The organism is Cupriavidus sp. USMAA2-4 (assembly GCF_001854305.1).
Classification (GTDB): Bacteria; Pseudomonadota; Gammaproteobacteria; order Burkholderiales; family Burkholderiaceae; genus Cupriavidus; species Cupriavidus malaysiensis.
Genome location: NZ_CP017748.1, coordinates 1,998,092 through 2,019,658, shown reverse-complemented (window position 1 = coordinate 2,019,658; position 21,567 = coordinate 1,998,092). Strand labels below are relative to the sequence as shown.

The following is a 21,567-nucleotide window of genomic DNA, read 5'->3' as shown; positions in this document are numbered from 1 at the left end:
CGGGCCTCAGGCGCCGCCGCATACCTCGCAGCCCGGCACGCGCATCAGTTTCATCGTGGTCCATTCCATGCGCAACGCATCGACCATCAGCAGGCGGCCGGCCAGGCTGTCGCCGATACCGGCCAGCAGCTTCAGCGCTTCAGCCGCCTGTACCGTTCCCACCATGCCGACCAGCGGCGCGAACACGCCCATGGTGGCGCATGCCACCTCCGGTGCAGGTTCCGACGGCGGGAACAGGCAGGCGTAGCAGGGCGCATCGTCGAGGCGGCGGTCGAACACACTGACCTGGCCATCGAAGCGCAGGGCGGCACCGGACACCAGCGGGACGCGGTGGCGCACGCAGGCGCGGTTGACCGCCTGCCGCGTGGTGAAGTTGTCGCAACAGTCGAGCACCACGTCGGCCTCGGCGGCCAGCGCCGCCAGTTCGGCCTCTCCCACGCGTGCCGCGACGGTGCGGACCGCGATGCCGGGGTTGATGCGCAGCATGCCCTCGCGCGCCGATTCCACCTTGGCGCGGCCGATGCTGGCCGTCGTATGCAGGATCTGCCGCTGCAGGTTGGTCAGGTCGACCGCGTCGTCGTCCACCACCGTGATGGTGCCGACGCCGGCCGAGGCCAGGTAGGGCAGGGCGGCCGTACCAAGGCCGCCGGCGCCGATCACCAGTGCATGCCCGCCCAGCAGGCGCTCCTGGCCCTCGATGCCGAGTTCGTCCAGCAGGATATGGCGCGAGTAGCGCAGCAGTTGGTCGTCGTTCATGGCGGCGGACATGATTTCCCCAAGGTTCGCTGAGGCTCCCGGCCGGGCCGGGAGCCAAAGAAAAAGCGGCCCCGCAGGGCCGCTCGCTCGGTGCGCCTCAGGGCGCCTTGCCGGTCGGCGTGCCCAGCGGCTCGCCGAGCGGGGAGCTGGCCGGCGGCGCGCCGTTGGCGGGGGCGGCCGGCGCCGGGGCCGGCTTGGCCGCGGGAGATTTCCCGGGCTTCTTGTCCACCGGCTTGGCCGCCTTCTCGTCAGCCAGTTCCAGGCGCGACTTGGAGCGCAGGACCGGCTTGCCGGTGAGCTGGTTGATGGCCTGCTGCAGCATGAAGTCGTCGGCCGAACCGAACTCGATCGGCTTCTTCTTGCGTTCCTTCTCGCGTTCTTCCGGCGTCTTCTTCGCGTTCTCTTCTTCCAGGCGGCGCAGTTCCTCGACACGGCGCTGCTCGCGTCCCTGCATTTCCGGCAGCTCGGACTCCTGCTTGTTGTGCAGGTGGTGCTCGGTGTCGATCTCGCGCGTGACCAGCGCGTCGTCCGGGTCGCCATCCGGGTTCTGGTCGACCGGGATGTCCGGACGGATGCCCCAGGCCTGGATCGACTTGCCGCTCGGCGTGTAGTAGTACGCGATGGTCAGCTTGATGCCGGTATCGTTGGGCAGCGGGCGCACGGTCTGCACCGAGCCCTTGCCGAACGTGGTCTTGCCCATGATCAGGGCGCGGTGATGGTCCTTGAGCGCACCGGCGACGATTTCCGAGGCGGAGGCCGAATAGGCGTTGGTCAGCACCACCATCGGCACCGTCTTGTACAGGGCCGGCAGGTCCTTGAGCGGATCGTCGTCCAGCGAGGACAGGCGGTAGTTGCTGAAGGAGGCCTTGTAGACGCGCTTGGCATCCGGTACCTGGCCGTTGGTCGAGACCACCACCGCATCGTTGCCCAGGAAGGCCGCGGCCACGCCGACCGCACCCTGCAGCACGCCGCCGCCGTTGTTGCGCAGATCGAGGATCACGCCCTTGAGGTTCGGGTCCTTCTGCGCCAGCTCGCTCAGCTTGCGGCCCAGGTCGGCCACGGTGCGTTCCTGGAAGCTGGTCAGGCGCACCCAGGCGATGTCATGGTCGAGCAGCTTGGTCTTGACCGATTGCACCTGGATTTCCGCGCGGGTGATCGTCACCGGGAAGGTGCGCTCGTCGCTCTTGCGGTAGATCGTCAGCGTGACCTTGGTGCCCGGCTCGCCGCGCATGCGCTTGACGGCCTGCTCGAGCGGCAGGCCACGCACCGGCTTGTCGTCGATGCGGGTGATCAGGTCGCCCGGCTGGATGCCGGCGCGGAAGGCGGGCGTGTCCTCGATCGGATTGATCACCTTGACCAGGCCGTCTTCCTGCGAGATCTCGATGCCGAGCCCGGCAAAGCGGCCGCGCGTGCCCTCCTGGAGTTCCTTGAAGTCCTTTTCGTCCAGGTAGGCGGAGTGCGGGTCGAGGCTGGATACCATGCCCTTGATGGCGGCAGTCAGCAACTGCTTGTCATCGACCGGTTCCACGTACTCGCGCTTGATCTGGCCGAAGATGTCGGCCATCAGCCGCAGCTGGTCGAGCGGCAGCGGCCCGGACGCGTTCTGCGCGGTGGCGGAGATCTGCAGCGTCGCCAGTACGCCGGCGACGAGGCCGACAGAAACCAGACTGATGTTCTTTAGCGTCTTACGCATGAGGGCTGCCTGAACGAGTAAGGAGTGGGGTTGCGGATCGGGCCGGCCTCAGTGGCTGGCCGGGCGCCGCAATGTCCGACAGTATAAGAGGGTGGCGGGGAAACGGTCGGCGCGCGCCCGCCGGCCGGTGGGCCGGCGCACGCACGCCGTCAGGGGTTCAGCGCGACTTGCCCTGGCTGGCGACAGCGGCCAGCGAAGCGGCGATCGCTTCCTGGTCGCCGAGATAGTAGTGGCGCAGCGGCCGCAGGTCGGCGTCGAGCTCATACACCAGGGGCGTGCCATTGGGGATGTTGAGGCCAACGATGTCGTCATCCGAGATCTGGTCGAGGTATTTCACCAGGGCGCGGATGCTGTTGCCATGGGCGGCGATCACCACGCGCTTGCCCGCTTTGATATCCGGAGCGATGGATTCGTTCCACAGAGGCAGCACGCGCGCCACGGTGTCCTTCAGGCATTCGGTCAGCGGAATCTGTTCGCGCGGCACGCCGGCGTAGCGCGGGTCGGCGTACGAGGCGCGCGGGTCTGCCGGCTCCAGCGCGGGCGGCGGGGTGTCGTAGCTGCGGCGCCAGACCAGCACCTGTTCGTCGCCGAACTTGGCGGCGGTCTCGGACTTGTTCAGGCCGGCCAGGGCGCCATAGTGGCGCTCGTTCAGGCGCCATTCGTTGCGCACCGGGATCCACATCTCGTCCATCTCGTCCTGCACGTGCCACAGGGTGCGGATGGCCCGCTTGAGCACCGAGGTGTAGGCGATGTCGAAGGCAAAACCGGCTTCCTTCAGCAGCTTGCCGGCCTGGCGGGCCTGGGCGGCGCCGGTTTCGGTCAGGTCGACGTCGACCCAGCCGGTGAAGCGGTTTTCGAGGTTCCACGTCGATTCGCCGTGGCGGATGAGGACGAGCTTGTACATGCTGCTTTCCGAGAGAGTGGGTGATCTGGCGCGGCGGCCGCGGCGGCAGGGCCCCATGTGTCAAATAAGAGACAATGGCGGCAGGCCCGTTCGCCGCGGGCGCGAAACTGCGTATTTTATAATGCCGCCGACCCAACCCACCGGAATGCCAACGTGAATTTCTTTGCCGACTACAACAACCTCGCCCTGATCGCCGTCGCCGTGGTGTCGGGTGGCCTGCTGGCCTGGCCGACGATCTCCCGGGGCGCGGGTGGCAAGCGCGTCAACACGACCATTGCCACGCAGATGATCAACAAGCGCAATGCGGTGGTGGTGGACATCCGCGAAGCCGCGGAGTTCGCCAAGGGTCACCTGCCGCAGGCCAAGAGCGCGCCGCTGAGCGACCTGGCGGCTCGTGCCGCCGGCCTTGCAAAGGACAAGTCCGTACCCATCATCGTGGTGTGCCAGACCGGGCAGAGCTCGGGCAAGGCGCATGCAGCCCTGAAGGAAGCCGGTTACAGTGAGGTCTATTCGCTGGACGGCGGCCTGGCCGCCTGGCAGCAGGCTGGTCTTCCGGTGGTGAAGTAATCACCCCGGGGCGCGGATGCCCCCAGCCGCTCAGGCGTCCGCGTCCGGGTCAGGATTTGTCGTGGATCGAGGATCCCGAGTCACAAATCGCAAGCTGAAAACTCGTAAAGTCGTATAGGAGAATGCCGCATGGCACGAGTCGTCATGTACAGCACCGTGGTGTGTCCCTATTGCCAGATGGCTGAGCGCCTGCTCAAGTCCAAGGGTGTCGAGTCGATCGAAAAGATCCTGATCGACCGCGAACCGGGCAAACGCGAGGAAATGATGGCGCGCACCGGCCGTCGTACCGTGCCGCAGATCTACATCGACGACACCCACGTCGGCGGCTTCGACGACCTGTCCGCGCTCGACCGCCAGGGCGGCCTGGTACCGCTGCTGGCTGCCTGAGCGCCGCCGAGCGGGTGAAATCGCCACCCGCGTCATGTACCATATGCCTTTTCCAACCGGGCGCAGGCCCGGCCCGGCCGGCCGCCCGAAGGCGTGCCGGCGGCCGGCCCTGGCGCTCCACGCCAATCCCGGAAGCCTTTCATGAGCGATCAGCAAAACCAGCAGCAAGACGACCAGCCGTTCTTCAACATCCAGCGCGTGTACCTGAAGGACATGTCGCTCGAGCAGCCGAACTCGCCCGCCATCTTCCTGGAAACCGAGGCGCCTTCGGTCGAAGTCCAGGTGAACGTCGGCGCCGCGCAACTGCAGGAAGGCATCTTCGAAGTGGTCGTGACCGGCACCGTGACGACCAAGGTGCAGGACAAGGTGGCATTCCTGGTGGAAGCTCACCAGGCCGGCATCTTCGACATCCGCAACGTGCCGATGGAGCAGCTCGACCCGCTGCTGGGCATCGCCTGCCCGACCATCCTCTATCCGTACCTGCGCGGCAATATCGCTGACGTGATCACGCGCGCCGGCTTCCAGGCCATCCACCTGTCGGAAATCAACTTCCAGGCGCTCTACGAGCAGCGCCTGCAGGCCGCCATGGCCGAGGCGGAAGGTGCCCAGGAAGGCAACAGCGGCATCGTGATGCCCGACGGCAGCCAGGCCCGCCACTGATCGGGGCCACCGGCAGACGCTGTCAGGACGGGGCTGCGGCCCCGTTTTTCATTGCGGCGGCGGCGCGCGGATTCCGCCCGCCGCCATCCCGCGCTACCATCGAACGCGCAGATCTTCCGTTCCGACTGACATGAACATCGCCTTCCTTGGCGCCGGTGCCTGGGGTACCGCGCTCGCCAGCCATGCCGCCGCCGCGCACGAGGTGGTGCTGTGGGGGCGCGACGCCGCGCAGCTCGCCGCCATCGCCTCGACGCGGAGCAATGACGCCTACCTGCCCGGTGTGGCTTTGTCAGCACGATTGGCGGTGGAGCCGGACTTCGAGCGCGCCGCTGCCCATGGTATGGATACGCCCGACAGCCTGGTGATCGTGGCCACGCCGGTAGCCGGGCTGCGCGAGATGACGCGGCGACTGGCCGCGCGCCGCGGCGGGCGCCTGCGCATGCTGTGGCTGTGCAAGGGTTTCGAGGCCGGCACGCAGGCCTTGCCCCACCAGATGGTGCGGGCCGAACTGGCCGCGGCCGGCGTGGCGGACGGCTCGGTCGACTATGGCGTGCTGAGCGGTCCCAGCTTCGCACGGGAGGTGGCCGCGGGGCTGCCTTGCGCACTGACCGTCGCGGGCCGCTCGCCCGGGCTGGCCGACCTGGCACAGGCTGCCTTCCACCACCATGCGATGCGCATCTACGGCAGCGATGACCTGATCGGCGTCGAGGTCGGCGGGGCGGTCAAGAACGTGCTGGCCATCGCGACCGGGGCCAGCGACGGCCTGGGGCTGGGGCTCAACGCGCGGGCGGCGCTGATCACGCGCGGCCTGGCCGAGATGACCCGCCTCGGCCTGGCGCTGGGCGGACGCGCCGAGACTTTCATGGGCCTGGCCGGCGTGGGCGACCTGATCCTGACCGCCACCGGTGACCTGTCGCGCAACCGCAAGGTGGGACGCGAGCTCGCCGCGGGCAAGACACTCGACCAGATCCTGGCCGAACTGGGCCATGTGGCCGAAGGCGTGCGCTGCGCCCAGGCGGTGGCGGCCCTGGCCGAAGCCAGCGGCGTGGAGATGCCGATCACGCGCGCGGTCTGCGCGGTACTGTTCGAAGGGCTGGCCGTGTCTGACGCGGTTTCGCGCCTGCTCCAGCGCGACGCGCGCGACGAGTGACGCCGCGCGCGGCCCGCACGGTCTGGCGTCTTGGCCGGACCGTGCGCAACCTGCTTCCATTTCCTTGAAGGATTTCATGTCCCGCAGCATTGCCCAGATGAACCGCCGCCGCATCCTGCTGGCATTGGCGGCGGCAGGCGTCTGCGCGGCCGCGCCGTTCGCGCGGGCCGAATCCTGGCCCGCCCGTCCCTTGCGCATGGTCGTGCCGTTTCCCCCGGGCTCTTCGCCCGACCTGAACGCCCGCCTGCTGGCCGAGAAGCTGGCGGGCGCACTGGGTCAGCCGGTGGTGGTGGAGAACCGTCCGGGTGCCGGCGGCAATATCGGCACCGGCATGGTGGCGCGCGCGGCGCCGGATGGCTACACGCTGCTGTTCACCATCAACGGTCCGCTCGTGACCGCGCCGATGCTGTGGCGCCACCTGGGCTACGATCCGGTGCGCCAGCTCGCACCCGTCAGCCTGGTGGCCACCTCGCCCAACGTGCTGGTCATCGATGCCCGCCTGCCGGCCAGGAACCTGCGCGAGTTCGTGGCCCTGGCCAAGGCGAAGCCCGGTGCCCTCAACTACGGGTCCGTTGGCAGCGGCAGTGCCGCCCACCTGGCCATGGAGCAGCTCAAGGCGATGGCCGGCATCGAACTGCAGCACGTGCCCTATCCTGGCTTTCCGCAAGTGACGACGGCGATCGCCAGCGGGCAGGTGCAGGCCGGCTTCATGGTGCCGGCGATCGCCATGCCGCTGGTCAGCGCGGGCAAGCTGCGGCTGCTGGCGGTGACCAGCAGCGGGCGGACCGCGCTGTTGCCGGGAGTACCGACGGTGGCCGAGTCGGGCTACCCCGGATTCGAGGCGATCTCGTGGCAGGCGGTGCTGGTGCCAGCCGGTACGCCGGCGCCCATCGTCGAACGGCTTTACCGCGAGGTGGTCGCCATCCTCCAGAGCGAGGACGTGCGCGACAAGCTGCGCGCGCAGTACTTCGCGCCGGCCGGCACGGCGCCGGATTCCCTGCGCCGGACCATGGAAAGCGAGAAGCTGCGCTGGGCCAAGGTGATCCGCGCGGCCGGCGTGCAGCCCGAATAGCCTCCCCGGTATTGCCGCCCGGAGCGGCGCGGAAAAACTCAGGCGCCGCCGGCGAAACCGTTCTGCCGCCAGGCCTCGAACACCACCACGGCGACGGTGTTGGACAGGTTCAGGCTGCGGTTGTCGGGGCGCATCGGCAGCCGGATGCGCTGCGCGGGCGGAAACCACTCGCGCCGCTCCGGCGCCAGGCCGCGCGTCTCCGAACCGAACACGAACCAGTCGCCCGGCGCGAACGCTACCTGGCCGAAGGGCGTCGAGCCCTTGGTGGTCAGCGCGAACATGCGGGCCGGGTCCGGCCGTTCGTCGGTGAGCAGGGCTTCCCAGTTCTCGTGCACGCGCATCGCGGCGTACTCGTGGTAGTCCAGCCCGGCGCGCCGCATGCGGGCATCGTCGAGCGGGAAGCCGAGCGGCTTGACCAGGTGCAGGCGCGCACCGGTATTGGCGCACAGGCGGATGACATTGCCGGTATTGGGGGGGATCTCCGGTTCGACCAGGACGACGTTGAACATGGCAGGTGGCCGGGGCTGTGCCCGGCGCGGCAAGGCGGTGATGAGACGAGGCGCAGCTTACCGCGTGCCGGCGGCCGCTGTCACGCCGGCGGCGTGCTCCGGGCGGGGGCTTGCGCGCGCAGCCCGGCCTGCGACATTTTGCCGCACCCTGCGCCGTTGTGTCGGCGGCGCGCCCGCGATGGCCGGGTGCGCCGTTCGTTCACGGCGTGCGCAGTGCCACCAGCACCGTGACGCGCGCGGCGCCATGGGCCTTGAGCGTGCGTGCCGCCGCCGCCAGCGTGGCCCCCGATGTCATCACATCGTCCACCAGGCCGACATGCAGGCCATCCAGCCGTGCCGGCACGGACAAGGCGAACGCATCCTGCACATTGCGCCCGCGGGCGGCCAGATCCAGTGCGCTCTGCGCCGATGTCTCGCGCCGGCGCCTCAGCAGCACCGGGTCGGCCCGGACGCCGAGCTGCCGTGCCAGCGGCCTGGCGATTTCCCAGGCTTGGTTGAAGCCGCGCGTGGCGAGACGGCGCGGCGCCAGCGGCACGGGCGCCAGCAGTGCCGGCGCTGGAAACCCTGAGCGGACCATCCGCCCGGCGAGCTGCGCGGCGAGCCAGCCGGCCAGCGGCAGGACGCCGCCGAACTTGAGTGCCAGCACCAGGCTGTCCTGCGGCGGCGCGTAGTCGCCAAGGGTCAGTGCCGCGTCGAAGGACGGCGCTGCCTGGCGGCAGCCGGCGCAGGGCAGGGAAGCGCCGCCGGCGGACCGGCCGGCAGGCAGGCCGCACACGGGACAGCGCGGCACCACGGGCAGCAGGTCCTGCGCGCAGCCGGCGCAGACGACCTCCCGCTGGACCTGCCCGCACAGGGCGCAGGCGCACGGCAGCAAGGCATCCAGGCAGGCCCGCCACGCCGCCCGGCCGAGGGCCAGGGCGCGGCCGGCTGCGCGGCCGCCGGCCCGCCCGGCGCATCGCGCGTATACTTGCGCTTCGTCCTCCCGCGCCGCGGCCGGCGCCCTGGCGTCGACGGGTGCGCGCGGTGCCTTGTCGTCTTCCATCCGCTGCCTGGTTTGTCCGTGTCCCTGCATGCCGCTGCTTCTCCCGATGCCTTCCTGCCGTCCACGCGGCTGACCCGCCTCGCCTTCGACAGGCGCAGCGCTGCCTTCGACCAGCTCGATTTCCTCTTCGGCGAGATCGGCCAGCGCATGCAGGAGCGCATGCAACTGATCCGGCTGACGCCCGGCCGGGCGCTCGATATCGGCTGCGGCCATGGCCAGGGCCTGGCCGCGCTGCGCGCGCAGTATCCGGATGCGCAGATCGCGGGCCTCGATGTGTCGGCGGCCATGCTGCGCGAGGCCGGCCAGCGCGACCCCCAGCGCCGGCCGGGCTGGATCGGGCGCATGCTGGGCAAGCGCCCGCTGTTCGAACTGGTGCAGGGCGATCTTGCCACGCTGCCTTTCGCCGCCGACAGCTTTGACATGCTTTGGTCCAATCTGGCCCTGCACTGGCACCCGGAACCGCATCTGGTATTTCCCGAGTGGCACCGCGTGACGCGCACGGACGGGCTGGTGCTGTTCTCGCTGTTCGGGCCGGACACGCTGAAGGAATTGCGCGAGGCCTTCGCCGAGGTCGACGGCGATGTCCACACGCTGCGCTTCGTCGACATGCACGATATCGGCGACATGCTGGTGCACAGCGGCTGGTCCACCCCGGTGATGGACATGGAGACGCTGACGATCACCTACGAGAATCCGCAGACGCTGCTGCGCGAGGTCCATGCCATGGGCGGGCTGCGCCGCCCCGGCGGAGGCCTGCGCGGACGCCGCTGGCATGCGGCGCTGCTGGCCGCGCTGGAGCGCCGGCGCAATGCCCAGGGCGAGATCGCGCTCACCTTCGAGGTCGTCTACGGGCATGCCTGGAAGCTGCCGCCGCGTGCCGGCCAGCCACTCGATGCGCAGGGCAATGCGGTGGTCCCGCTCGATCGCATCGGCCGCGGGCGGCCCCGCGCATAGCTCCGCGCGTTCGTCAAGATACGCAAAGTACAAGCACAATTTCACGCCGGACGCCAGCCCGGAACGCAAGTCGCGGCTTGTTCGAGCCTGGGAAGCGCCCTATAATGCGCCAGTTTGTCGCAGTGGTCCCCTGGCACAATCCACCCGCAGATAACAGCGCTCCGGCGCCTTGAAATTGGGTGACATCGTCCGGGCACGCATCCGATGCAGAGTGGTGGGCGATGCAAGACTTGGGTATCGCATTCCAGATGGCACGAGATGAGTCCGTTGCAGGTCTGAACGGACTTCGACCGGCGCTGTGCACCGACTGGCTGATGAAGCGCAACTGTTCGCTTTCTCCACGCCAGGTCGGCTGGTTCTACCTTTCCATCGTATGCATTTCGTTCGCCATCGCGCTGCTCATTGCGTGGTGGGGGTACTGGCTCGTGCTGCCTTTTGCCGGCCTGGACCTGATCGGGCTGGGGATTGCCCTGCTGGTATATGCGCGGCACGCAGTGGATTATGAGCGTGTCAGCCTTGCAGGCGGAAAACTGGTAGTGGAGACAGCCAGTGCCGGCAAGGTGTCGCGGCAGGAGTTCAACCCGCATTGGGTGCGGGTCGAGTCGGGTGAATCTTCCCGGGCGCTGGTCACATTGCGCTCGGGCGGGCGTGTCGTGCGGGTCGGGAAGTTCCTGGTCCCGAGCGCGCGCCGGAAGTTCGCGCAGGAACTCGCGACTGCCCTGCGCCGCTCCGAGGAGCGGCCGCCGGACCTAGGCGTGGGACAGATTTGAATCTGTAAATTGGGTAGATAACAAAATGAAAATGTGGAAGAAGGCATCCGCAGCATGTCTGGCCGGCGCATCCCTGCTCGTCAGCCAGGCGGCGCCGGCAGTCACCGACATGCCAGGCGGTCCCGCCGTGCGTCAGCTCAATCTCGCAGAGCCGGTCACCAAGATCGCCGAGCAGATCCATTGGTTGAACTGGATGATGCTGATCATCTGCACCGTGATCTTCGTGTGCGTGTTCGGCGTGATGTTCTACTCCGTGTTCAAGCACCGCAAGTCCAAGGGGGCCAAGCCTGCCTCCTTCCACGAGAGCATCACGGTCGAAGTGGTCTGGACCGTGGTCCCCTTCCTGATCGTGATCGCCATGGCCCTGCCGGCGACCAAGACGGTGGTGGCGATGAAGGACACCACCAACTCCGATATCACCATCAAGGCCACCGGCTACCAGTGGAAGTGGGGCTATGACTACCTGAAGGGCGAAGGCGAGGGCATCTCCTTCGTCTCCACCCTGACCACCCCGCGCGAGCAGATCAACAACGAGGCACCCAAGGGCAACACCTACCTGATGGAGGTGGACAACGAAATGGTGGTGCCGGTCAACAAGAAGATCCGCGTCGTCACCACGGCCAACGACGTGATCCACGCCTGGATGATCCCCGCCTTCGGCGTCAAGCAGGATGCGATTCCCGGCTTCGTGCGCGACACCTGGTTCAAGGCGGAGAAGATCGGTGTCTACCGCGGCCAGTGCGCCGAGCTGTGCGGCAAGGAACATGCCTTCATGCCCATCGTCGTGCGCGTGGTCTCGGACGCCGACTACACCAAGTGGGTCGACGGCAAGAAGAAGGAGATGGCGGCCAAGGCGGACGATCCCAACAAGACCTGGACGCTGGATGAAATGAAGGCGCGCGGCGAGAAGGTCTACCTGGCCAACTGCGCGGTCTGCCACCAGCCCAACGGCAAGGGCGGCGGACCGTTCCCGGCACTGGACGGCTCCAAGATCGTCAATGGCCCGGATGCCGGCCAGATGCACATCCTGCTCGAGGGCAAGGGCGCGATGCCCGTGTGGAAGCACCTGTCGGACACGGAGCTGGCGGCGGTGATGACCTTCACCCGCAACAACTGGGGCAACCATACCGGCGAGGTGATCCAGCCGCGCGACTTCGCCGGTGCCCGCACCGGCAAGTTCCCCGAGGGCGGCGGCGCCGCGGGGGCAGGCGAGCCCAAGGCGGACGACAAAGCCGCAGGCAAGCAGGCCAGCCTCGCGGGCAACCGCGTCGCAGGCTGATCGTGGACGCAAGGAAAGAACAGGATTTCAGGAGTTCCGGAATGAGTACTGCTAGCCCTGACGCACTGGCCCATCCGCACGAGCACGGCCACGACGATCACGCCCACGACGATCACGCCCACGACCACCCGCACGGCTGGCGCCGCTGGCTGTTCGCCACCAACCACAAGGACATCGGCACGCTGTACCTGCTGTTCTCCTTCACCATGCTGCTGTCCGGCGGCGTGCTGGCGCTGCTGATCCGCCTCGAGCTGTTCGAGCCGGGCCTGCAGTTCTTCCGCCCCGAACTGTTCAACCAGTTCACCACCATGCACGGCCTGGTCATGGTGTTCGGCGCCATCATGCCGGCCTTCGTGGGGTTCGCGAACTGGATGATCCCGCTGCAGATCGGCGCCTCCGATATGGCCTTCGCGCGGATGAACAACTTCAGCTTCTGGCTGATGCCGCCGGCCGCGCTGCTGCTGGTGCTGTCGTTCTTCGTGCCGGGCGGCGCCACCGCCGCGGGCTGGACCCTCTACGCACCGCTGTCGGTGCAGATGGGCCCGGGCATGGACATGGCCATCTTCGCCATGCACATCATGGGCGCCTCGTCCATCATGGGCTCGATCAACATCATCGTGACCATCCTCAACATGCGTGCCCCGGGCATGACGCTGATGAAGATGCCGATGTTCTGCTGGACCTGGCTGATCACGGCCTACCTGCTGATCGCCGTCATGCCCGTGCTGGCCGGCGCCATCACCATGGTGCTGACCGACCGCCATTTCGGCACCAGCTTCTTCTCCGCCGCGGGCGGCGGCGACCCGGTCATGTACCAGCACATCTTCTGGTTCTTCGGCCACCCCGAGGTCTACATCATGATCCTGCCGGCATTCGGGATCATCTCGCAGGTCGTGCCGGCCTTCTCGCGCAAGCGCCTGTTCGGCTACAGCTCGATGGTGTACGCGACCGCCTCGATCGCCATCCTGTCGTTCATCGTGTGGGCGCACCACATGTTCACCACCGGCATGCCGGTGACCGGCCAGCTGTTCTTCATGTACGCGACCATGCTGATCGCGGTGCCGACGGCGGTGAAGATCTTCAACTGGATCGCCACCATGTGGCGCGGCTCGATGACTTTCGAGACCCCGATGCTGTTCGCGATCGGCTTCATCTTCGTGTTCACCATCGGCGGCTTCACCGGGCTGATGCCGGCCGTCGCGCCGATCGACATCCAGCTGCAGGACACCTACTTCATCGTGGCCCACTTCCACTACGTGCTGGTGGCCGGCTCGCTGTTCGCGCTGTTCTCCGGCTTCTACTACTGGGGCCCGAAGTGGAGCGGCTTCATGTACAACGAGACGCGCGGCCAGATCCACTTCTGGGGCTCGATCATCTTCTTCAACGTCACCTTCTTCCCGATGCACTTCCTCGGCCTGGCCGGCATGCCGCGCCGCTATGCCGACTACCCGGTGCAGTTCGCGGACTTCAACGCGATCGCCTCGATCGGGGCACTGGGCTTCGGCCTGATGCAGGTGTACTTCTTCTTCTTCGTGGTGCTGCCGTCCTACCGTGGCGGCGAGAAGGCAGCCGACAAGCCCTGGGAAGGGGCGGAAGGCCTGGAGTGGACGGTGCCCTCGCCGGCGCCTTTCCACACCTTCGAAGTCCCGCCGCAAGTGAAGTGAGTCCCGCCGCGGGCACCGGGCCGGAATTCGTCGGCGTGGTGCCCGCCCGCGCAACGGAAGTGGTAGAGGCAGTCGGAATGGCAGTCGAGATGCAGCATCCAGACAGAACCCCATCGCAGCCGGATCGCAAGGCCGCCAACCGGCGCCTCGGCTTGATCCTTTTCTCCATCGCGCTGGTTTTCTTCTTGGGTTTCTTTGCCAAGATGGTGCTCTTGGGCTGAGCCTGCGAGGTGGACGGCATGGAAGTGGACCAGCAGCAAGTACAGGCGGAGCGCGACAGCGATCGCCGCTTCAACCGCGGCATGTTGCTGCGCCTGCTCGTGGTGGTGGCGCTGATGTTCAGCTTCGGCTACGCGCTGGTGCCGCTGTACCGCAAGATCTGCGACCTCACCGGCCTGAACGTGCTGACCACGCGCGACCTGTATGGCGGCACGACCAAGAACACGCAGGTCGACAAGAGCCGCACGGTGACGGTGGAGTTCGACTCCAACGCACGCGGGCCGTTCGCCTTCCGGCCGGTGAAGCACAGCATGGAAGTGCATCCGGGCGAGATGACGACGATCGTGTACGAGGTGGCGAACGGGCAGAGCCGCGACATCTCCGCCCAGGCGATCCCGAGCTACGCCCCGAAGCAGGCGACGCAGTACTTCAAGAAGATCGAATGCTTCTGCTTCAAGCAGCAGACGCTGAAGGCGAAGGAGGCGCGCGAGATGCCGGTGGTGTTCGTGATCGACCCGGCGCTGCCGAAGGACGTGAAGAATATCACCCTGTCGTACACCTTCTTCGAGGTGGGTACGCCGGTGGCGCAGGCACCGCAGGGGGCGCTGGATGACGCGCCGGCCCCGGCGGCGAAGGGCGGCTGAACCGGGCCGCGGGCAGCAGGGCACCGGGCCGGGATATGGGCCAGGATACGGGCCAGGATACGGGCCGGCACGCAAGGAGGCAGGGCGGCGTGGATGAACTGAAGGATGCGGTCAAGCGCAAGATGTCGTTCTGGCAGACGCTGCGTGCAGTGTTCTGGTCCTTTATCGGCCTGCGCAAGGGGGCCGAGCACGAGCGTGACATGGCCCGGCTGAATCCGCTTCACGTGATCATCGCAGGCCTGCTCGGCGCGGCGCTCTTCATCGCCGCGCTGATCGTCATCGTGCGGATGGTGGTGGGGTGAGCCGCGGCAAGCCCCGGGGTAGACAAGACATGACAACACGTGGCACCGGCAGCATCCAGGCCGGATGAATAGATAACAACCGCGGTATCTGAGACCAAAGAGCTGGAGAGAAAAGCATGAGTGCGAATCGCGCAAACGCGCCGTACTACTTTGTACCGGGCCCGTCGCGCCACCCGATCACGGCGGCTTTCGGCCTGCTGATGACAGGTGGCGGCGCCGCCGGCTGGGTCAACGGCCAGGCCTGGGCGCCGTACCTGTTCGCGGTCGGCCTTCTGTGGTTCCTGTTCGTGCTCAAGAGTTGGTTCGGCGACGCGATCGGAGAATCCGAGGGCGGGCGCTACGGCAAGAACATCGACCTGTCCTTCCGCTGGTCGATGGGCTGGTTCATCTTCTCCGAAGTGATGTTCTTCGCCGCCTTCTTCGGCGCGCTGTTCTACGCGCGCAGTATCGCCATGCCGTGGCTGGGGGACCTGAACAACAAGATCCTGTGGCCCGATTTTGCCGCGGTGTGGCCGAACAGCGGCCCGGCCGGCACCATCGAGAATTTCCAGACCATGGGGCCGTGGCCGATCCCGACCATCAACACGGCGCTGCTGCTCACCTCGGGCGTGACCCTGACCTGGGCGCACCACGCGCTGCTGGCGGGCAAGCGCAGCCAGGTGATCCAGGGCCTGGTGCTGACCATCCTGCTGGGCGCGGTGTTCATGGGTTTCCAGGCCTACGAATACCACCACGCCTACAGCGAGCTCAATCTCAAGCTGACCTCGGGCATCTACGGTTCCACCTTCTTCCTGCTGACCGGCTTCCACGGCTTCCATGTGACCATGGGTGCGATCATGCTGGCGGTGGTGCTGGGCCGCGTGCTGAAGGGCCATTTCACCCCCGAGCATCACTTCGCCTTCGAGGGCGCCGCATGGTACTGGCACTTCGTCGATGTGGTCTGGCTGTTCCTCTACATCGTCGTGTACTGGCTGTAAGCAGGCATCGCCGTGCCGCCGCACCTGCGGCGGCACGCGCTGGTCGCAGGGAGGCGGCCGGCGAATGCGCGCAGAACTAGAAAAGCAAGCGCCGCAGGCTGGCTGGGATCCTGCGGCGCTTGCTTTTTCGTTTGGGAGGGCCGGTGCTGCAACTGCCCGGCGCAGGCAGGTTCAGGGCCCCATGCGGATGCCGGTGCTCTGGATCCAGCCCATCCAGTGCGAGAACAGGATGAAGAGGAACAATGCCACCGAGAAGCCGACGCGGAACATCAGCGAGCGCATCATGTTGGGGGTCCTGCCGCGATCCCGCATCATGAAGAAGAGCGCGCTGGCAAGGCTGCCGATGATCAGGATGAAGGCAATGACGATGACGATGCGCATGACGGGGGCAGGCGAGCGGTTTCGGCAAGGCGAAAGCGGCCATTATCGCACCGGGCTCGGCCATGGCGGGAGGCTGGTGCGATGAGCGTGCGCTTCTTCCCCGCGCGCTTCTTCCGGCCGGCGCCGACGCTGGCCGCCCTGATGGTGATCGCGCTGACCTGCGCGCTGGGCAACTGGCAGCTCAACCGTGCGCATGAGAAGCTGGCGCGCGCCGCGCGTCAGCAGGCCCTGGCCGCAGCGACACCGCTCTTGCTGGGCCCGGTGCCGCTGGCAGCCTCTGCCGACCTGGCCGACCGGCGGGTGCGCGCGCGCGGCCGTTTCGACGCCGCGCATACGGTGCTGCTGGACAACCGCCCGCATGGCAACGGCACCGATTCGCGCGCTGGCTTCCTGGTGCTGACGCCGCTGCGCATCGCCGCCGAGGGCGGGACGGGGCAGGGTGCCAGCGTGCTGGTCCTGCGCGGCTGGCTGCCGCGTGATGCGCAGGACCGCAGCCGCATCGCGCCCTTTCCCACGCCGGCGGGCGAGGTCGACATCGATGGCATGGCACTGGCTGCCGTGCCGAAGGTCTACAATCTGGGCTCCGCCAGCGAAGCCGGGCAGAAGATACGGCAGAACCTGGATCTCGCGGCTTACGGGGCGGAGCTCGGCGTGACGCTCCAGCCACTGGTGCTGGAGCAGCGCAACGACACAGGAGACGGGCTGGCGCGCGACTGGGCGCCGGCCGATTCCGGCGCCGACCGCCACTACGGCTATGCCTTCCAGTGGTTCGGCCTGGCCGCATTGACCCTCGTACTGCTGCTGGCACTGGGCTGGCGGCGCTCCCGTGCGACGGCGCCGGCGCAAGCATCACGAATGAACTGAGCGACACATGCCAACCCAAGATCCCATTTCCGCGCGCGCGGCCGAACTGGCCCAGGTCGCCTCCGGCCGGGCATCCGGGCCGCGCATCGATGCGCGCACGCGCAGGGGGCGGCTGCAGATGCTGTTCCTGCTGCTCGTGTGCGCCTCGCCTGTGATCGCCTCCTACCTGACCTACTATGTGTTCCGGCCGGCCGGCGGCACCACCAACTATGGCACCTTGATCGATCCGCAGCGCCCGCTGCCGGCCGTGCAGGTGCGCGACGAGCGCGGCGAGGCGGTGCCGCTCGAGCGCTTCAAGGGCAAGTGGCTGCTGTTGAGCGTCGATGCCTCCGGCTGCGACGAGGCCTGCGCCAGGAAGCTGTTCACGGCGCGCCAGCTGCGTGCCGGACAAGGCGAAGGGCGCGAGCGCATCGTGCCGGTGTGGCTTATCCTCGATAACGGTGCCGTCGACCCGCGCCTGTCCGCCGCTTACAACGAGCCTTATGCCGGCACCCGCTTCCTGCGCATCGATGCCGATACCGCGCGGCGCTGGCTGCCGGCCGAGGCGGGCGGGCGCATCGAGGACACGCTGTTCCTGGTCGACCCGCTCGGCAACCTGATGATGCGCTTTCCCAAGGATCCCGACCCCAAGGGCGTCAACGGGGACCTCAAGAAACTGCTGAAGTACTCCCGTATCGGCTGACCGGACCGATGCGCCTGCTGCAACCGATGTCTTACCCATGCTGATCCAACTTGCCACCATCGGGGTCCTGATCGCCCTGATTCCCCTCACCTACGTGCTCGTCAAGGGCGATCGCAACAAGTACCGCAGGCTGGTCTGGATCACCGCTTTCCTGACGCTGGACCTGATCATGTTCGGCAGCTTCACCCGCCTGACCGATTCCGGCCTGGGCTGCCCCGATTGGCCGGGTTGCTACGGGCACTCGAATCCACATGCCGCGCTGGAGCCGATCCGCGCCGCGCAGACGGCTCTGCCGAGCGGACCTGTCACGCTGGCCAAAGCCTGGATCGAGATGGTCCACCGCTACTTCGCCATGGCGGTGGGCGTGCTGATCATCACGCTGGTGGTGCTGGCCTGGGTCAAGCGCCGTGAATTGCGCCAGTCACCCTGGTTCGCCAGCAGTGTGCTGTTGCTGGTGTGCGTGCAGGGCGCTTTCGGCGCCTTCACCGTGACGCAGAAGCTGCAGCCCATCATCGTCGTGACCCACCTGATGCTCGGCATGGGCCTGCTGGCCTCGCTGATCCGGCTCGGCTCGCGCAACGATCCGCCGCATGGAGTGGGCGCGGGTGCGGGGCTGTTGCGCTGGCCGGCCCGCATCGCCTTGCTGCTGCTGGTCGTGCAGATCTTCCTGGGCGGCTGGGTAAGCACCAACTACGCGGTACTGGCCTGTACCGACTTCCCGCTGTGCAACGGCCAGTGGATCCCGCAGATGGATTTCCGCCATGGCTTCACTCTGTGGCGGCAGCTAGGCATGACCGCCGACGGCGACTACATCCCCCATGCGGCGCTGGTGGCCATCCATTGGGTACACCGCGGCTTTGCCTTCGTGGTGCTCGCCTTCCTCGCCTGGTTCGCCCTGCGTGCGCGCCGCGTGGCGGGACTGGAGCGGGCCGCCGGCTGGCTGCTGGCGGTGCTGGCCCTGCAACTGGCCACGGGCCTGTCCAATATCGTGCTCGACTGGCCACTGGTGGCCGCGGTGGCGCACAACGGTGGGGCGGCGGTGCTTCTGCTGCTTCTGGTCCGCCTCCATTACAATATAGGGCTTGCGACCCGGCCTGCCGGCGCCGCCACCCGCGCCACAACCGCTGCGCGCGCGACATGAAGGACAAGACCCCTCCCGTGGCCACAGCTACCCAACCCCACCCAATCAGCCGCTTGCGTCACATGACGCGCCAGTATGCGGCGCTCACCAAACCGCGCGTGACGCAACTGGCCGTCTTCTGCGCCGTCATCGGCATGTTCCTGGCCACGCCGGGCATGGTGCCCTGGCCGGTGCTGCTGGGCGGCGCCGCCGGTATCTGGCTGCTGGCGGGCGCCGCCTTCGCCATCAACTGCCTGGTCGAGCAGAAGATCGACGCGCTGATGCGGCGTACGGCCTGGCGCCCCTCGGCCACCGGCGAGATCGGCACGGCACAGACGCTGGCGTTCTCGGCGGTGCTGGGCGGGGCCGGCATGTGGCTGCTGCACGTCTTCACCAATGACCTGACCATGTGGCTGACGGTGGCCACCTTCGTCGGCTACGCGGTCATCTACACCATCCTGCTGAAGCCGGCCACACCGCAGAACATCGTCATCGGTGGCCTGTCGGGCGCCATGCCGCCGGCCCTGGGCTGGGCCGCGGTAACCGGCACGGTGCCGGCCGAGGCATGGTTCCTGGTGCTGATCATCTTCACCTGGACGCCGCCGCATTTCTGGGCGCTGGCGCTGTACCGCCGCGCCGACTACGCCAAGTCCGGCCTGCCGATGCTGCCGATCACGCATGGCGAGCGCTTCACCCTGCTCAATATCCTGTTGTACACACTGGTGATGATCGCCGCCACGCTGCTGCCGTTCATCTACGGCATGAGCGGCCTGATCTACCTGGTGGCGGCGCTGGTGCTGGGTGGCGGCTTTCTGTCCTACTCCTGGCGGCTGTACCGCAACTACTCGGACGAACTGGCGCAGCGCACCTTCCGCTTCTCGATCCTCTACCTGTCACTGCTGTTCGCTGTGCTGCTGGTGGATCACTATTTCAAGTTCGTGCTGCCGCTCTGAGCCAGCACTGCCCCCGGCGCGACACTTTGTCGCGCCGGGGCGCGCCTGCATGCGGATGGGCGATACTCGCCAGTGTGATGAACCGAGCGGGAAGCGCATGGCCATGCGGATGGCCTGCATCCGGCCCGCTCCCCCGACGAACCCTGCAATGTCCAAGCCCCGCCCCTTCCCGTCTTTCTCCTGCTTCGGCCGCCTGCGGCAATATGCCGCAATGGCGCTGCTGGCTCTGATGCTGGCGGCTTGCGGGCAATCCGCTCCGAAGTTCCAGAACATCGACATCACGGGCGGCAGCGAATTCGGCAAGGATTTCAGCCTGGTCGATCATCACGGCAAGGTGCGCACGCTGGCTGACTTCAAGGGCAAGGCGGTCGTGATGTTCTTCGGCTACACGCATTGCCCCGACGTGTGCCCGACCACGCTGGCCGAACTGAAGGGCGTGATGGAAGCGCTGGGACCCGATGCCGACCGCGTGCAGGTGTTGTTCGTCACGGTCGATCCCGAGCGGGATACCCAGCAGTTGCTGGCGCAATACGTGCCCGCTTTCGATTCGCGTTTCCTGGGCATGCGCCCGGCCGACGAGGCGGCGCTGCAGAAAGTCACCAAGGACTTCAAGGTCTACTACGCCAAGGTGCCCGGCACCTCGCCCGGCAACTATACGATGGACCATTCGGCGGGCAGCTACGTGTTCGATCCGCAGGGACGGCTGCGCCTGTTCATCCGCCACGGCCAGGGGCCCGAGCCGATCGCGCACGACCTGAAACTGCTGCTGTCCTGATTGCGCCGCGCACTCGCGCAGGCAGGGGAAAACGCAGGCAGCGAAAAAGAAAGGGCCGGTTCACGGGGAACCGGCCCTTTGCCATTCCGCCCGGCGGACGCGCTGTGCGCGGCGCCGGCAAGGACGCTCAGGCGAAGGCCTGCAGCGCGCCCTTCATCTTTTTCATGGCCGCCGCCTCGATCTGGCGGATGCGCTCGGCGGAAACGCCGAACTCGTCGGCCAGTTCATGCAGCGTGGCGCCGCCCGAACCGTCGTCGTTGACGTGCAGCCAACGGGCCTCGATGATGCGGCGGCTACGCTGATCGAGCTTGCCGAGCGCCTCTTCCAGGCCTTCCACCTGCATACGGTCGCTGCGCTTGGCTTCGAGCACGCGGGTGGGTTCGTTGTGATTGTCGGCCAGATACGCGATCGGGGCGAATTCCTCTTCGCCGTCGTCGACCTGCCCTTCCAGCGCCAGGTCGCCGCCCGACAACCGGGTTTCCATCTCCATCACTTCCTCGGGCTTGACGTTGAGCTCGCGCGCAACGGCTTCGACCTGCTCGGGCGTGAAGGTGTTGTGGGTTTCCTGCTTGTGGCTGCGCAGGTTGAAGAACAGCTTGCGCTGGGCCTTGGTGGTGGCCACCTTGACCATGCGCCAGTTCTTCAGCACGTACTCGTGGATCTCGGCCTTGATCCAGTGGATGGCGTACGAAACCAGGCGCACGCCCTGGTCGGGATCGAAGCGCTTGACGGCCTTCATCAGGCCGATATTGCCTTCCTGGATCAGGTCGGCGTGGGGCAGGCCGTAGCCCAGGTACTGGCGTGCCACGGATACGACCAGGCGCAGGTGGGACATCACCAGCCGGCGTGCCGCATCGACGGAATCATGGTCGCGCAACTCGCGCGCGAGACGCTGCTCCTCTTCGACGGAGAGCATCGGGACGCGGTGGACCGCCTGGATGTAACTGTCGAGGTTGCCCAGGTTGCCGGGCATGGCCAGCGCAAGGCTGGCGCCGCGCTGCGGCATCGCGGGCAGGGTGGTGGATTGGATCGAATCGGCAGACAGGACTGCGTTCACTCATTGGCTCCTTTTGCGTCCGGCCGGCGGGTTGCCGGGGGTGCTGTTTCCCTCGGGGAAACGCACTGCATTGCAACACATATTAGCACTCAAGCCGGTTGACTGCTAATTCGACTGGCAATGTGGTCAATAGTTCCAGACGATTGCTATTTCAGAATGGATAGCATGAATTTGTATGGCGTATAA

Annotated in this window: 25 protein-coding genes; 18 read left to right on the top strand and 7 right to left on the bottom strand. The window is 67.1% G+C overall.

Annotated features, from left to right (window positions below; genetic code table 11):
- Window positions 1-6: 6 nt before the first annotated feature.
- The 3 genes from BKK79_RS08865 to gpmA all read right to left on the bottom strand — a co-directional run bounded on the left by BKK79_RS08865 (window position 7) and on the right by gpmA (window position 3,353).
- Entirely contained in the window at window positions 7-756 is a 750-nt protein-coding gene (locus tag BKK79_RS08865; RefSeq protein ID WP_071016021.1) for a HesA/MoeB/ThiF family protein, read from the bottom strand.
- Window positions 757-853: 97 nt separating this feature from the next.
- Window positions 854-2,449, bottom strand: coding sequence for a S41 family peptidase (locus tag BKK79_RS08860; RefSeq protein WP_071010878.1), 1,596 nt, complete (start codon window positions 2,447-2,449; stop codon window positions 854-856).
- A 157-nt stretch (window positions 2,450-2,606) separates the two neighbouring features.
- A complete protein-coding gene (gene gpmA / locus BKK79_RS08855) occupies window positions 2,607-3,353 on the bottom strand; it encodes a 2,3-diphosphoglycerate-dependent phosphoglycerate mutase (RefSeq protein WP_071010879.1) in 747 nt (248 codons plus the stop codon).
- Between the two features lie 153 nt (window positions 3,354-3,506).
- Between gpmA and BKK79_RS08850 the strand changes: the two genes are divergently transcribed.
- The 5 genes from BKK79_RS08850 to BKK79_RS08830 all read left to right on the top strand — a co-directional run bounded on the left by BKK79_RS08850 (window position 3,507) and on the right by BKK79_RS08830 (window position 7,189).
- On the top strand, window positions 3,507-3,920 hold the full coding sequence (locus BKK79_RS08850; protein ID WP_071010880.1) for a rhodanese-like domain-containing protein: 414 nt from the start codon (window positions 3,507-3,509) through the stop codon (window positions 3,918-3,920).
- A 129-nt stretch (window positions 3,921-4,049) separates the two neighbouring features.
- Entirely contained in the window at window positions 4,050-4,307 is a 258-nt protein-coding gene (gene grxC / locus BKK79_RS08845; RefSeq protein ID WP_071010881.1) for a glutaredoxin 3, read from the top strand.
- Window positions 4,308-4,448: 141 nt separating this feature from the next.
- On the top strand, window positions 4,449-4,967 hold the full coding sequence (gene secB / locus BKK79_RS08840) for a protein-export chaperone SecB (RefSeq protein ID WP_071010882.1): 519 nt from the start codon (window positions 4,449-4,451) through the stop codon (window positions 4,965-4,967).
- A 130-nt stretch (window positions 4,968-5,097) separates the two neighbouring features.
- On the top strand, window positions 5,098-6,117 hold the full coding sequence (locus tag BKK79_RS08835) for an NAD(P)H-dependent glycerol-3-phosphate dehydrogenase (RefSeq protein ID WP_071010883.1): 1,020 nt from the start codon (window positions 5,098-5,100) through the stop codon (window positions 6,115-6,117).
- 76 nt (window positions 6,118-6,193) lie between these two features.
- Window positions 6,194-7,189: a Bug family tripartite tricarboxylate transporter substrate binding protein gene (locus BKK79_RS08830; protein WP_071037547.1), complete on the top strand. Its 996-nt coding sequence runs from the start codon at window positions 6,194-6,196 to the stop codon at window positions 7,187-7,189.
- Between the two features lie 38 nt (window positions 7,190-7,227).
- Here BKK79_RS08830 and trmL read toward each other — a convergent pair whose 3' ends face one another.
- A complete protein-coding gene (gene trmL / locus BKK79_RS08825; RefSeq protein WP_071010885.1) occupies window positions 7,228-7,698 on the bottom strand; it encodes a tRNA (uridine(34)/cytosine(34)/5-carboxymethylaminomethyluridine(34)-2'-O)-methyltransferase TrmL in 471 nt (156 codons plus the stop codon).
- 199 nt (window positions 7,699-7,897) lie between these two features.
- Window positions 7,898-8,740, bottom strand: coding sequence for a ComF family protein (locus tag BKK79_RS08820; protein WP_232346286.1), 843 nt, complete (start codon window positions 8,738-8,740; stop codon window positions 7,898-7,900).
- A gap of 18 nt (window positions 8,741-8,758) precedes the next feature.
- Here BKK79_RS08820 and BKK79_RS08815 point away from each other — a divergent pair, with 18 nt between their 5' ends.
- The 8 genes from BKK79_RS08815 to BKK79_RS08785 all read left to right on the top strand — a co-directional run bounded on the left by BKK79_RS08815 (window position 8,759) and on the right by BKK79_RS08785 (window position 15,549).
- Entirely contained in the window at window positions 8,759-9,694 is a 936-nt protein-coding gene (locus tag BKK79_RS08815) for a methyltransferase domain-containing protein (protein WP_156811107.1), read from the top strand.
- 221 nt (window positions 9,695-9,915) lie between these two features.
- Window positions 9,916-10,464: a DUF2244 domain-containing protein gene (locus BKK79_RS08810; protein WP_071010887.1), complete on the top strand. Its 549-nt coding sequence runs from the start codon at window positions 9,916-9,918 to the stop codon at window positions 10,462-10,464.
- 25 nt (window positions 10,465-10,489) lie between these two features.
- Complete coding sequence (coxB, locus tag BKK79_RS08805) at window positions 10,490-11,743, top strand: cytochrome c oxidase subunit II (RefSeq protein ID WP_071010888.1); 1,254 nt, start codon at window positions 10,490-10,492, stop codon at window positions 11,741-11,743.
- Window positions 11,744-11,784: 41 nt separating this feature from the next.
- Window positions 11,785-13,407 (top strand): cytochrome c oxidase subunit I, encoded by a 1,623-nt coding sequence (gene ctaD, locus BKK79_RS08800; protein WP_071037545.1) that lies wholly within the window; start codon window positions 11,785-11,787, stop codon window positions 13,405-13,407.
- Window positions 13,408-13,496: 89 nt separating this feature from the next.
- Entirely contained in the window at window positions 13,497-13,628 is a 132-nt protein-coding gene (locus BKK79_RS40265) for a cytochrome oxidase small assembly protein (protein ID WP_231908020.1), read from the top strand.
- An 18-nt stretch (window positions 13,629-13,646) separates the two neighbouring features.
- Complete coding sequence (locus tag BKK79_RS08795; RefSeq protein ID WP_071016025.1) at window positions 13,647-14,270, top strand: cytochrome c oxidase assembly protein; 624 nt, start codon at window positions 13,647-13,649, stop codon at window positions 14,268-14,270.
- A gap of 89 nt (window positions 14,271-14,359) precedes the next feature.
- Window positions 14,360-14,572, top strand: a complete 213-nt coding sequence (locus BKK79_RS08790) for a DUF2970 domain-containing protein (RefSeq protein ID WP_071010890.1) — start codon at window positions 14,360-14,362, stop codon at window positions 14,570-14,572.
- Window positions 14,573-14,688: 116 nt separating this feature from the next.
- Window positions 14,689-15,549 (top strand): cytochrome c oxidase subunit 3, encoded by an 861-nt coding sequence (locus BKK79_RS08785; protein ID WP_071010891.1) that lies wholly within the window; start codon window positions 14,689-14,691, stop codon window positions 15,547-15,549.
- A 171-nt stretch (window positions 15,550-15,720) separates the two neighbouring features.
- On the opposite strand, the gene BKK79_RS08780 is transcribed toward BKK79_RS08785, so the two are convergent.
- Entirely contained in the window at window positions 15,721-15,930 is a 210-nt protein-coding gene (locus tag BKK79_RS08780) for a twin transmembrane helix small protein (protein WP_071010892.1), read from the bottom strand.
- Window positions 15,931-16,011: 81 nt separating this feature from the next.
- On the opposite strand from BKK79_RS08780, the gene BKK79_RS08775 reads away from it, so the two are divergent.
- The 5 genes from BKK79_RS08775 (at window position 16,012) to BKK79_RS08755 (ending at window position 20,324) form a co-directional block, all read left to right on the top strand.
- Complete coding sequence (locus BKK79_RS08775) at window positions 16,012-16,794, top strand: SURF1 family protein (protein WP_071010893.1); 783 nt, start codon at window positions 16,012-16,014, stop codon at window positions 16,792-16,794.
- Window positions 16,795-16,801: 7 nt separating this feature from the next.
- Window positions 16,802-17,476, top strand: a complete 675-nt coding sequence (locus BKK79_RS08770) for an SCO family protein (protein ID WP_071010894.1) — start codon at window positions 16,802-16,804, stop codon at window positions 17,474-17,476.
- 37 nt (window positions 17,477-17,513) lie between these two features.
- Window positions 17,514-18,617, top strand: coding sequence for a COX15/CtaA family protein (locus tag BKK79_RS08765; protein ID WP_071010895.1), 1,104 nt, complete (start codon window positions 17,514-17,516; stop codon window positions 18,615-18,617).
- Entirely contained in the window at window positions 18,614-19,549 is a 936-nt protein-coding gene (locus tag BKK79_RS08760; RefSeq protein ID WP_071010896.1) for a heme o synthase, read from the top strand. Before BKK79_RS08765 ends, BKK79_RS08760 begins: the two co-directional genes overlap by 4 nt.
- Before the next feature lie 211 nt (window positions 19,550-19,760).
- Window positions 19,761-20,324: an SCO family protein gene (locus BKK79_RS08755; RefSeq protein ID WP_231908021.1), complete on the top strand. Its 564-nt coding sequence runs from the start codon at window positions 19,761-19,763 to the stop codon at window positions 20,322-20,324.
- A gap of 127 nt (window positions 20,325-20,451) precedes the next feature.
- On the opposite strand, the gene rpoH is transcribed toward BKK79_RS08755, so the two are convergent.
- Entirely contained in the window at window positions 20,452-21,330 is an 879-nt protein-coding gene (rpoH, locus tag BKK79_RS08750; RefSeq protein ID WP_231908022.1) for an RNA polymerase sigma factor RpoH, read from the bottom strand.
- Window positions 21,331-21,567: the final 237 nt, after the last annotated feature.

What these genes read in the sequence shown, in the direction of transcription:
- BKK79_RS08755 (WP_231908021.1), top strand. Translation starts at nt 19,761, where the DNA reads ATGGCGCTGCTGGCTCTGATGCTGGCGGCTTGCGGGCAATCCGCTCCG.
- BKK79_RS08795 (WP_071016025.1), top strand. Translation starts at nt 13,647, where the DNA reads ATGGAAGTGGACCAGCAGCAAGTACAGGCGGAGCGCGACAGCGATCGC.
- BKK79_RS08760 (WP_071010896.1), top strand. Translation starts at nt 18,614, where the DNA reads ATGAAGGACAAGACCCCTCCCGTGGCCACAGCTACCCAACCCCACCCA.
- gpmA (WP_071010879.1), bottom strand. Translation starts at nt 3,353, where the DNA reads ATGTACAAGCTCGTCCTCATCCGCCACGGCGAATCGACGTGGAACCTC.
- secB (WP_071010882.1), top strand. Translation starts at nt 4,449, where the DNA reads ATGAGCGATCAGCAAAACCAGCAGCAAGACGACCAGCCGTTCTTCAAC.
- BKK79_RS08860 (WP_071010878.1), bottom strand. Translation starts at nt 2,449, where the DNA reads ATGCGTAAGACGCTAAAGAACATCAGTCTGGTTTCTGTCGGCCTCGTC.
- BKK79_RS08775 (WP_071010893.1), top strand. Translation starts at nt 16,012, where the DNA reads ATGAGCGTGCGCTTCTTCCCCGCGCGCTTCTTCCGGCCGGCGCCGACG.
- BKK79_RS08780 (WP_071010892.1), bottom strand. Translation starts at nt 15,930, where the DNA reads ATGCGCATCGTCATCGTCATTGCCTTCATCCTGATCATCGGCAGCCTT.
- BKK79_RS08770 (WP_071010894.1), top strand. Translation starts at nt 16,802, where the DNA reads ATGCCAACCCAAGATCCCATTTCCGCGCGCGCGGCCGAACTGGCCCAG.
- BKK79_RS08820 (WP_232346286.1), bottom strand. Translation starts at nt 8,740, where the DNA reads ATGGAAGACGACAAGGCACCGCGCGCACCCGTCGACGCCAGGGCGCCG.
- coxB (WP_071010888.1), top strand. Translation starts at nt 10,490, where the DNA reads ATGAAAATGTGGAAGAAGGCATCCGCAGCATGTCTGGCCGGCGCATCC.
- ctaD (WP_071037545.1), top strand. Translation starts at nt 11,785, where the DNA reads ATGAGTACTGCTAGCCCTGACGCACTGGCCCATCCGCACGAGCACGGC.
- trmL (WP_071010885.1), bottom strand. Translation starts at nt 7,698, where the DNA reads ATGTTCAACGTCGTCCTGGTCGAACCGGAGATCCCCCCCAATACCGGC.
- BKK79_RS08810 (WP_071010887.1), top strand. Translation starts at nt 9,916, where the DNA reads ATGCAAGACTTGGGTATCGCATTCCAGATGGCACGAGATGAGTCCGTT.
- BKK79_RS08785 (WP_071010891.1), top strand. Translation starts at nt 14,689, where the DNA reads ATGAGTGCGAATCGCGCAAACGCGCCGTACTACTTTGTACCGGGCCCG.
- BKK79_RS08835 (WP_071010883.1), top strand. Translation starts at nt 5,098, where the DNA reads ATGAACATCGCCTTCCTTGGCGCCGGTGCCTGGGGTACCGCGCTCGCC.
- grxC (WP_071010881.1), top strand. Translation starts at nt 4,050, where the DNA reads ATGGCACGAGTCGTCATGTACAGCACCGTGGTGTGTCCCTATTGCCAG.
- BKK79_RS08865 (WP_071016021.1), bottom strand. Translation starts at nt 756, where the DNA reads ATGAACGACGACCAACTGCTGCGCTACTCGCGCCATATCCTGCTGGAC.
- BKK79_RS08765 (WP_071010895.1), top strand. Translation starts at nt 17,514, where the DNA reads ATGCTGATCCAACTTGCCACCATCGGGGTCCTGATCGCCCTGATTCCC.
- BKK79_RS40265 (WP_231908020.1), top strand. Translation starts at nt 13,497, where the DNA reads ATGCAGCATCCAGACAGAACCCCATCGCAGCCGGATCGCAAGGCCGCC.
- rpoH (WP_231908022.1), bottom strand. Translation starts at nt 21,330, where the DNA reads ATGCCGCAGCGCGGCGCCAGCCTTGCGCTGGCCATGCCCGGCAACCTG.
- BKK79_RS08830 (WP_071037547.1), top strand. Translation starts at nt 6,194, where the DNA reads ATGTCCCGCAGCATTGCCCAGATGAACCGCCGCCGCATCCTGCTGGCA.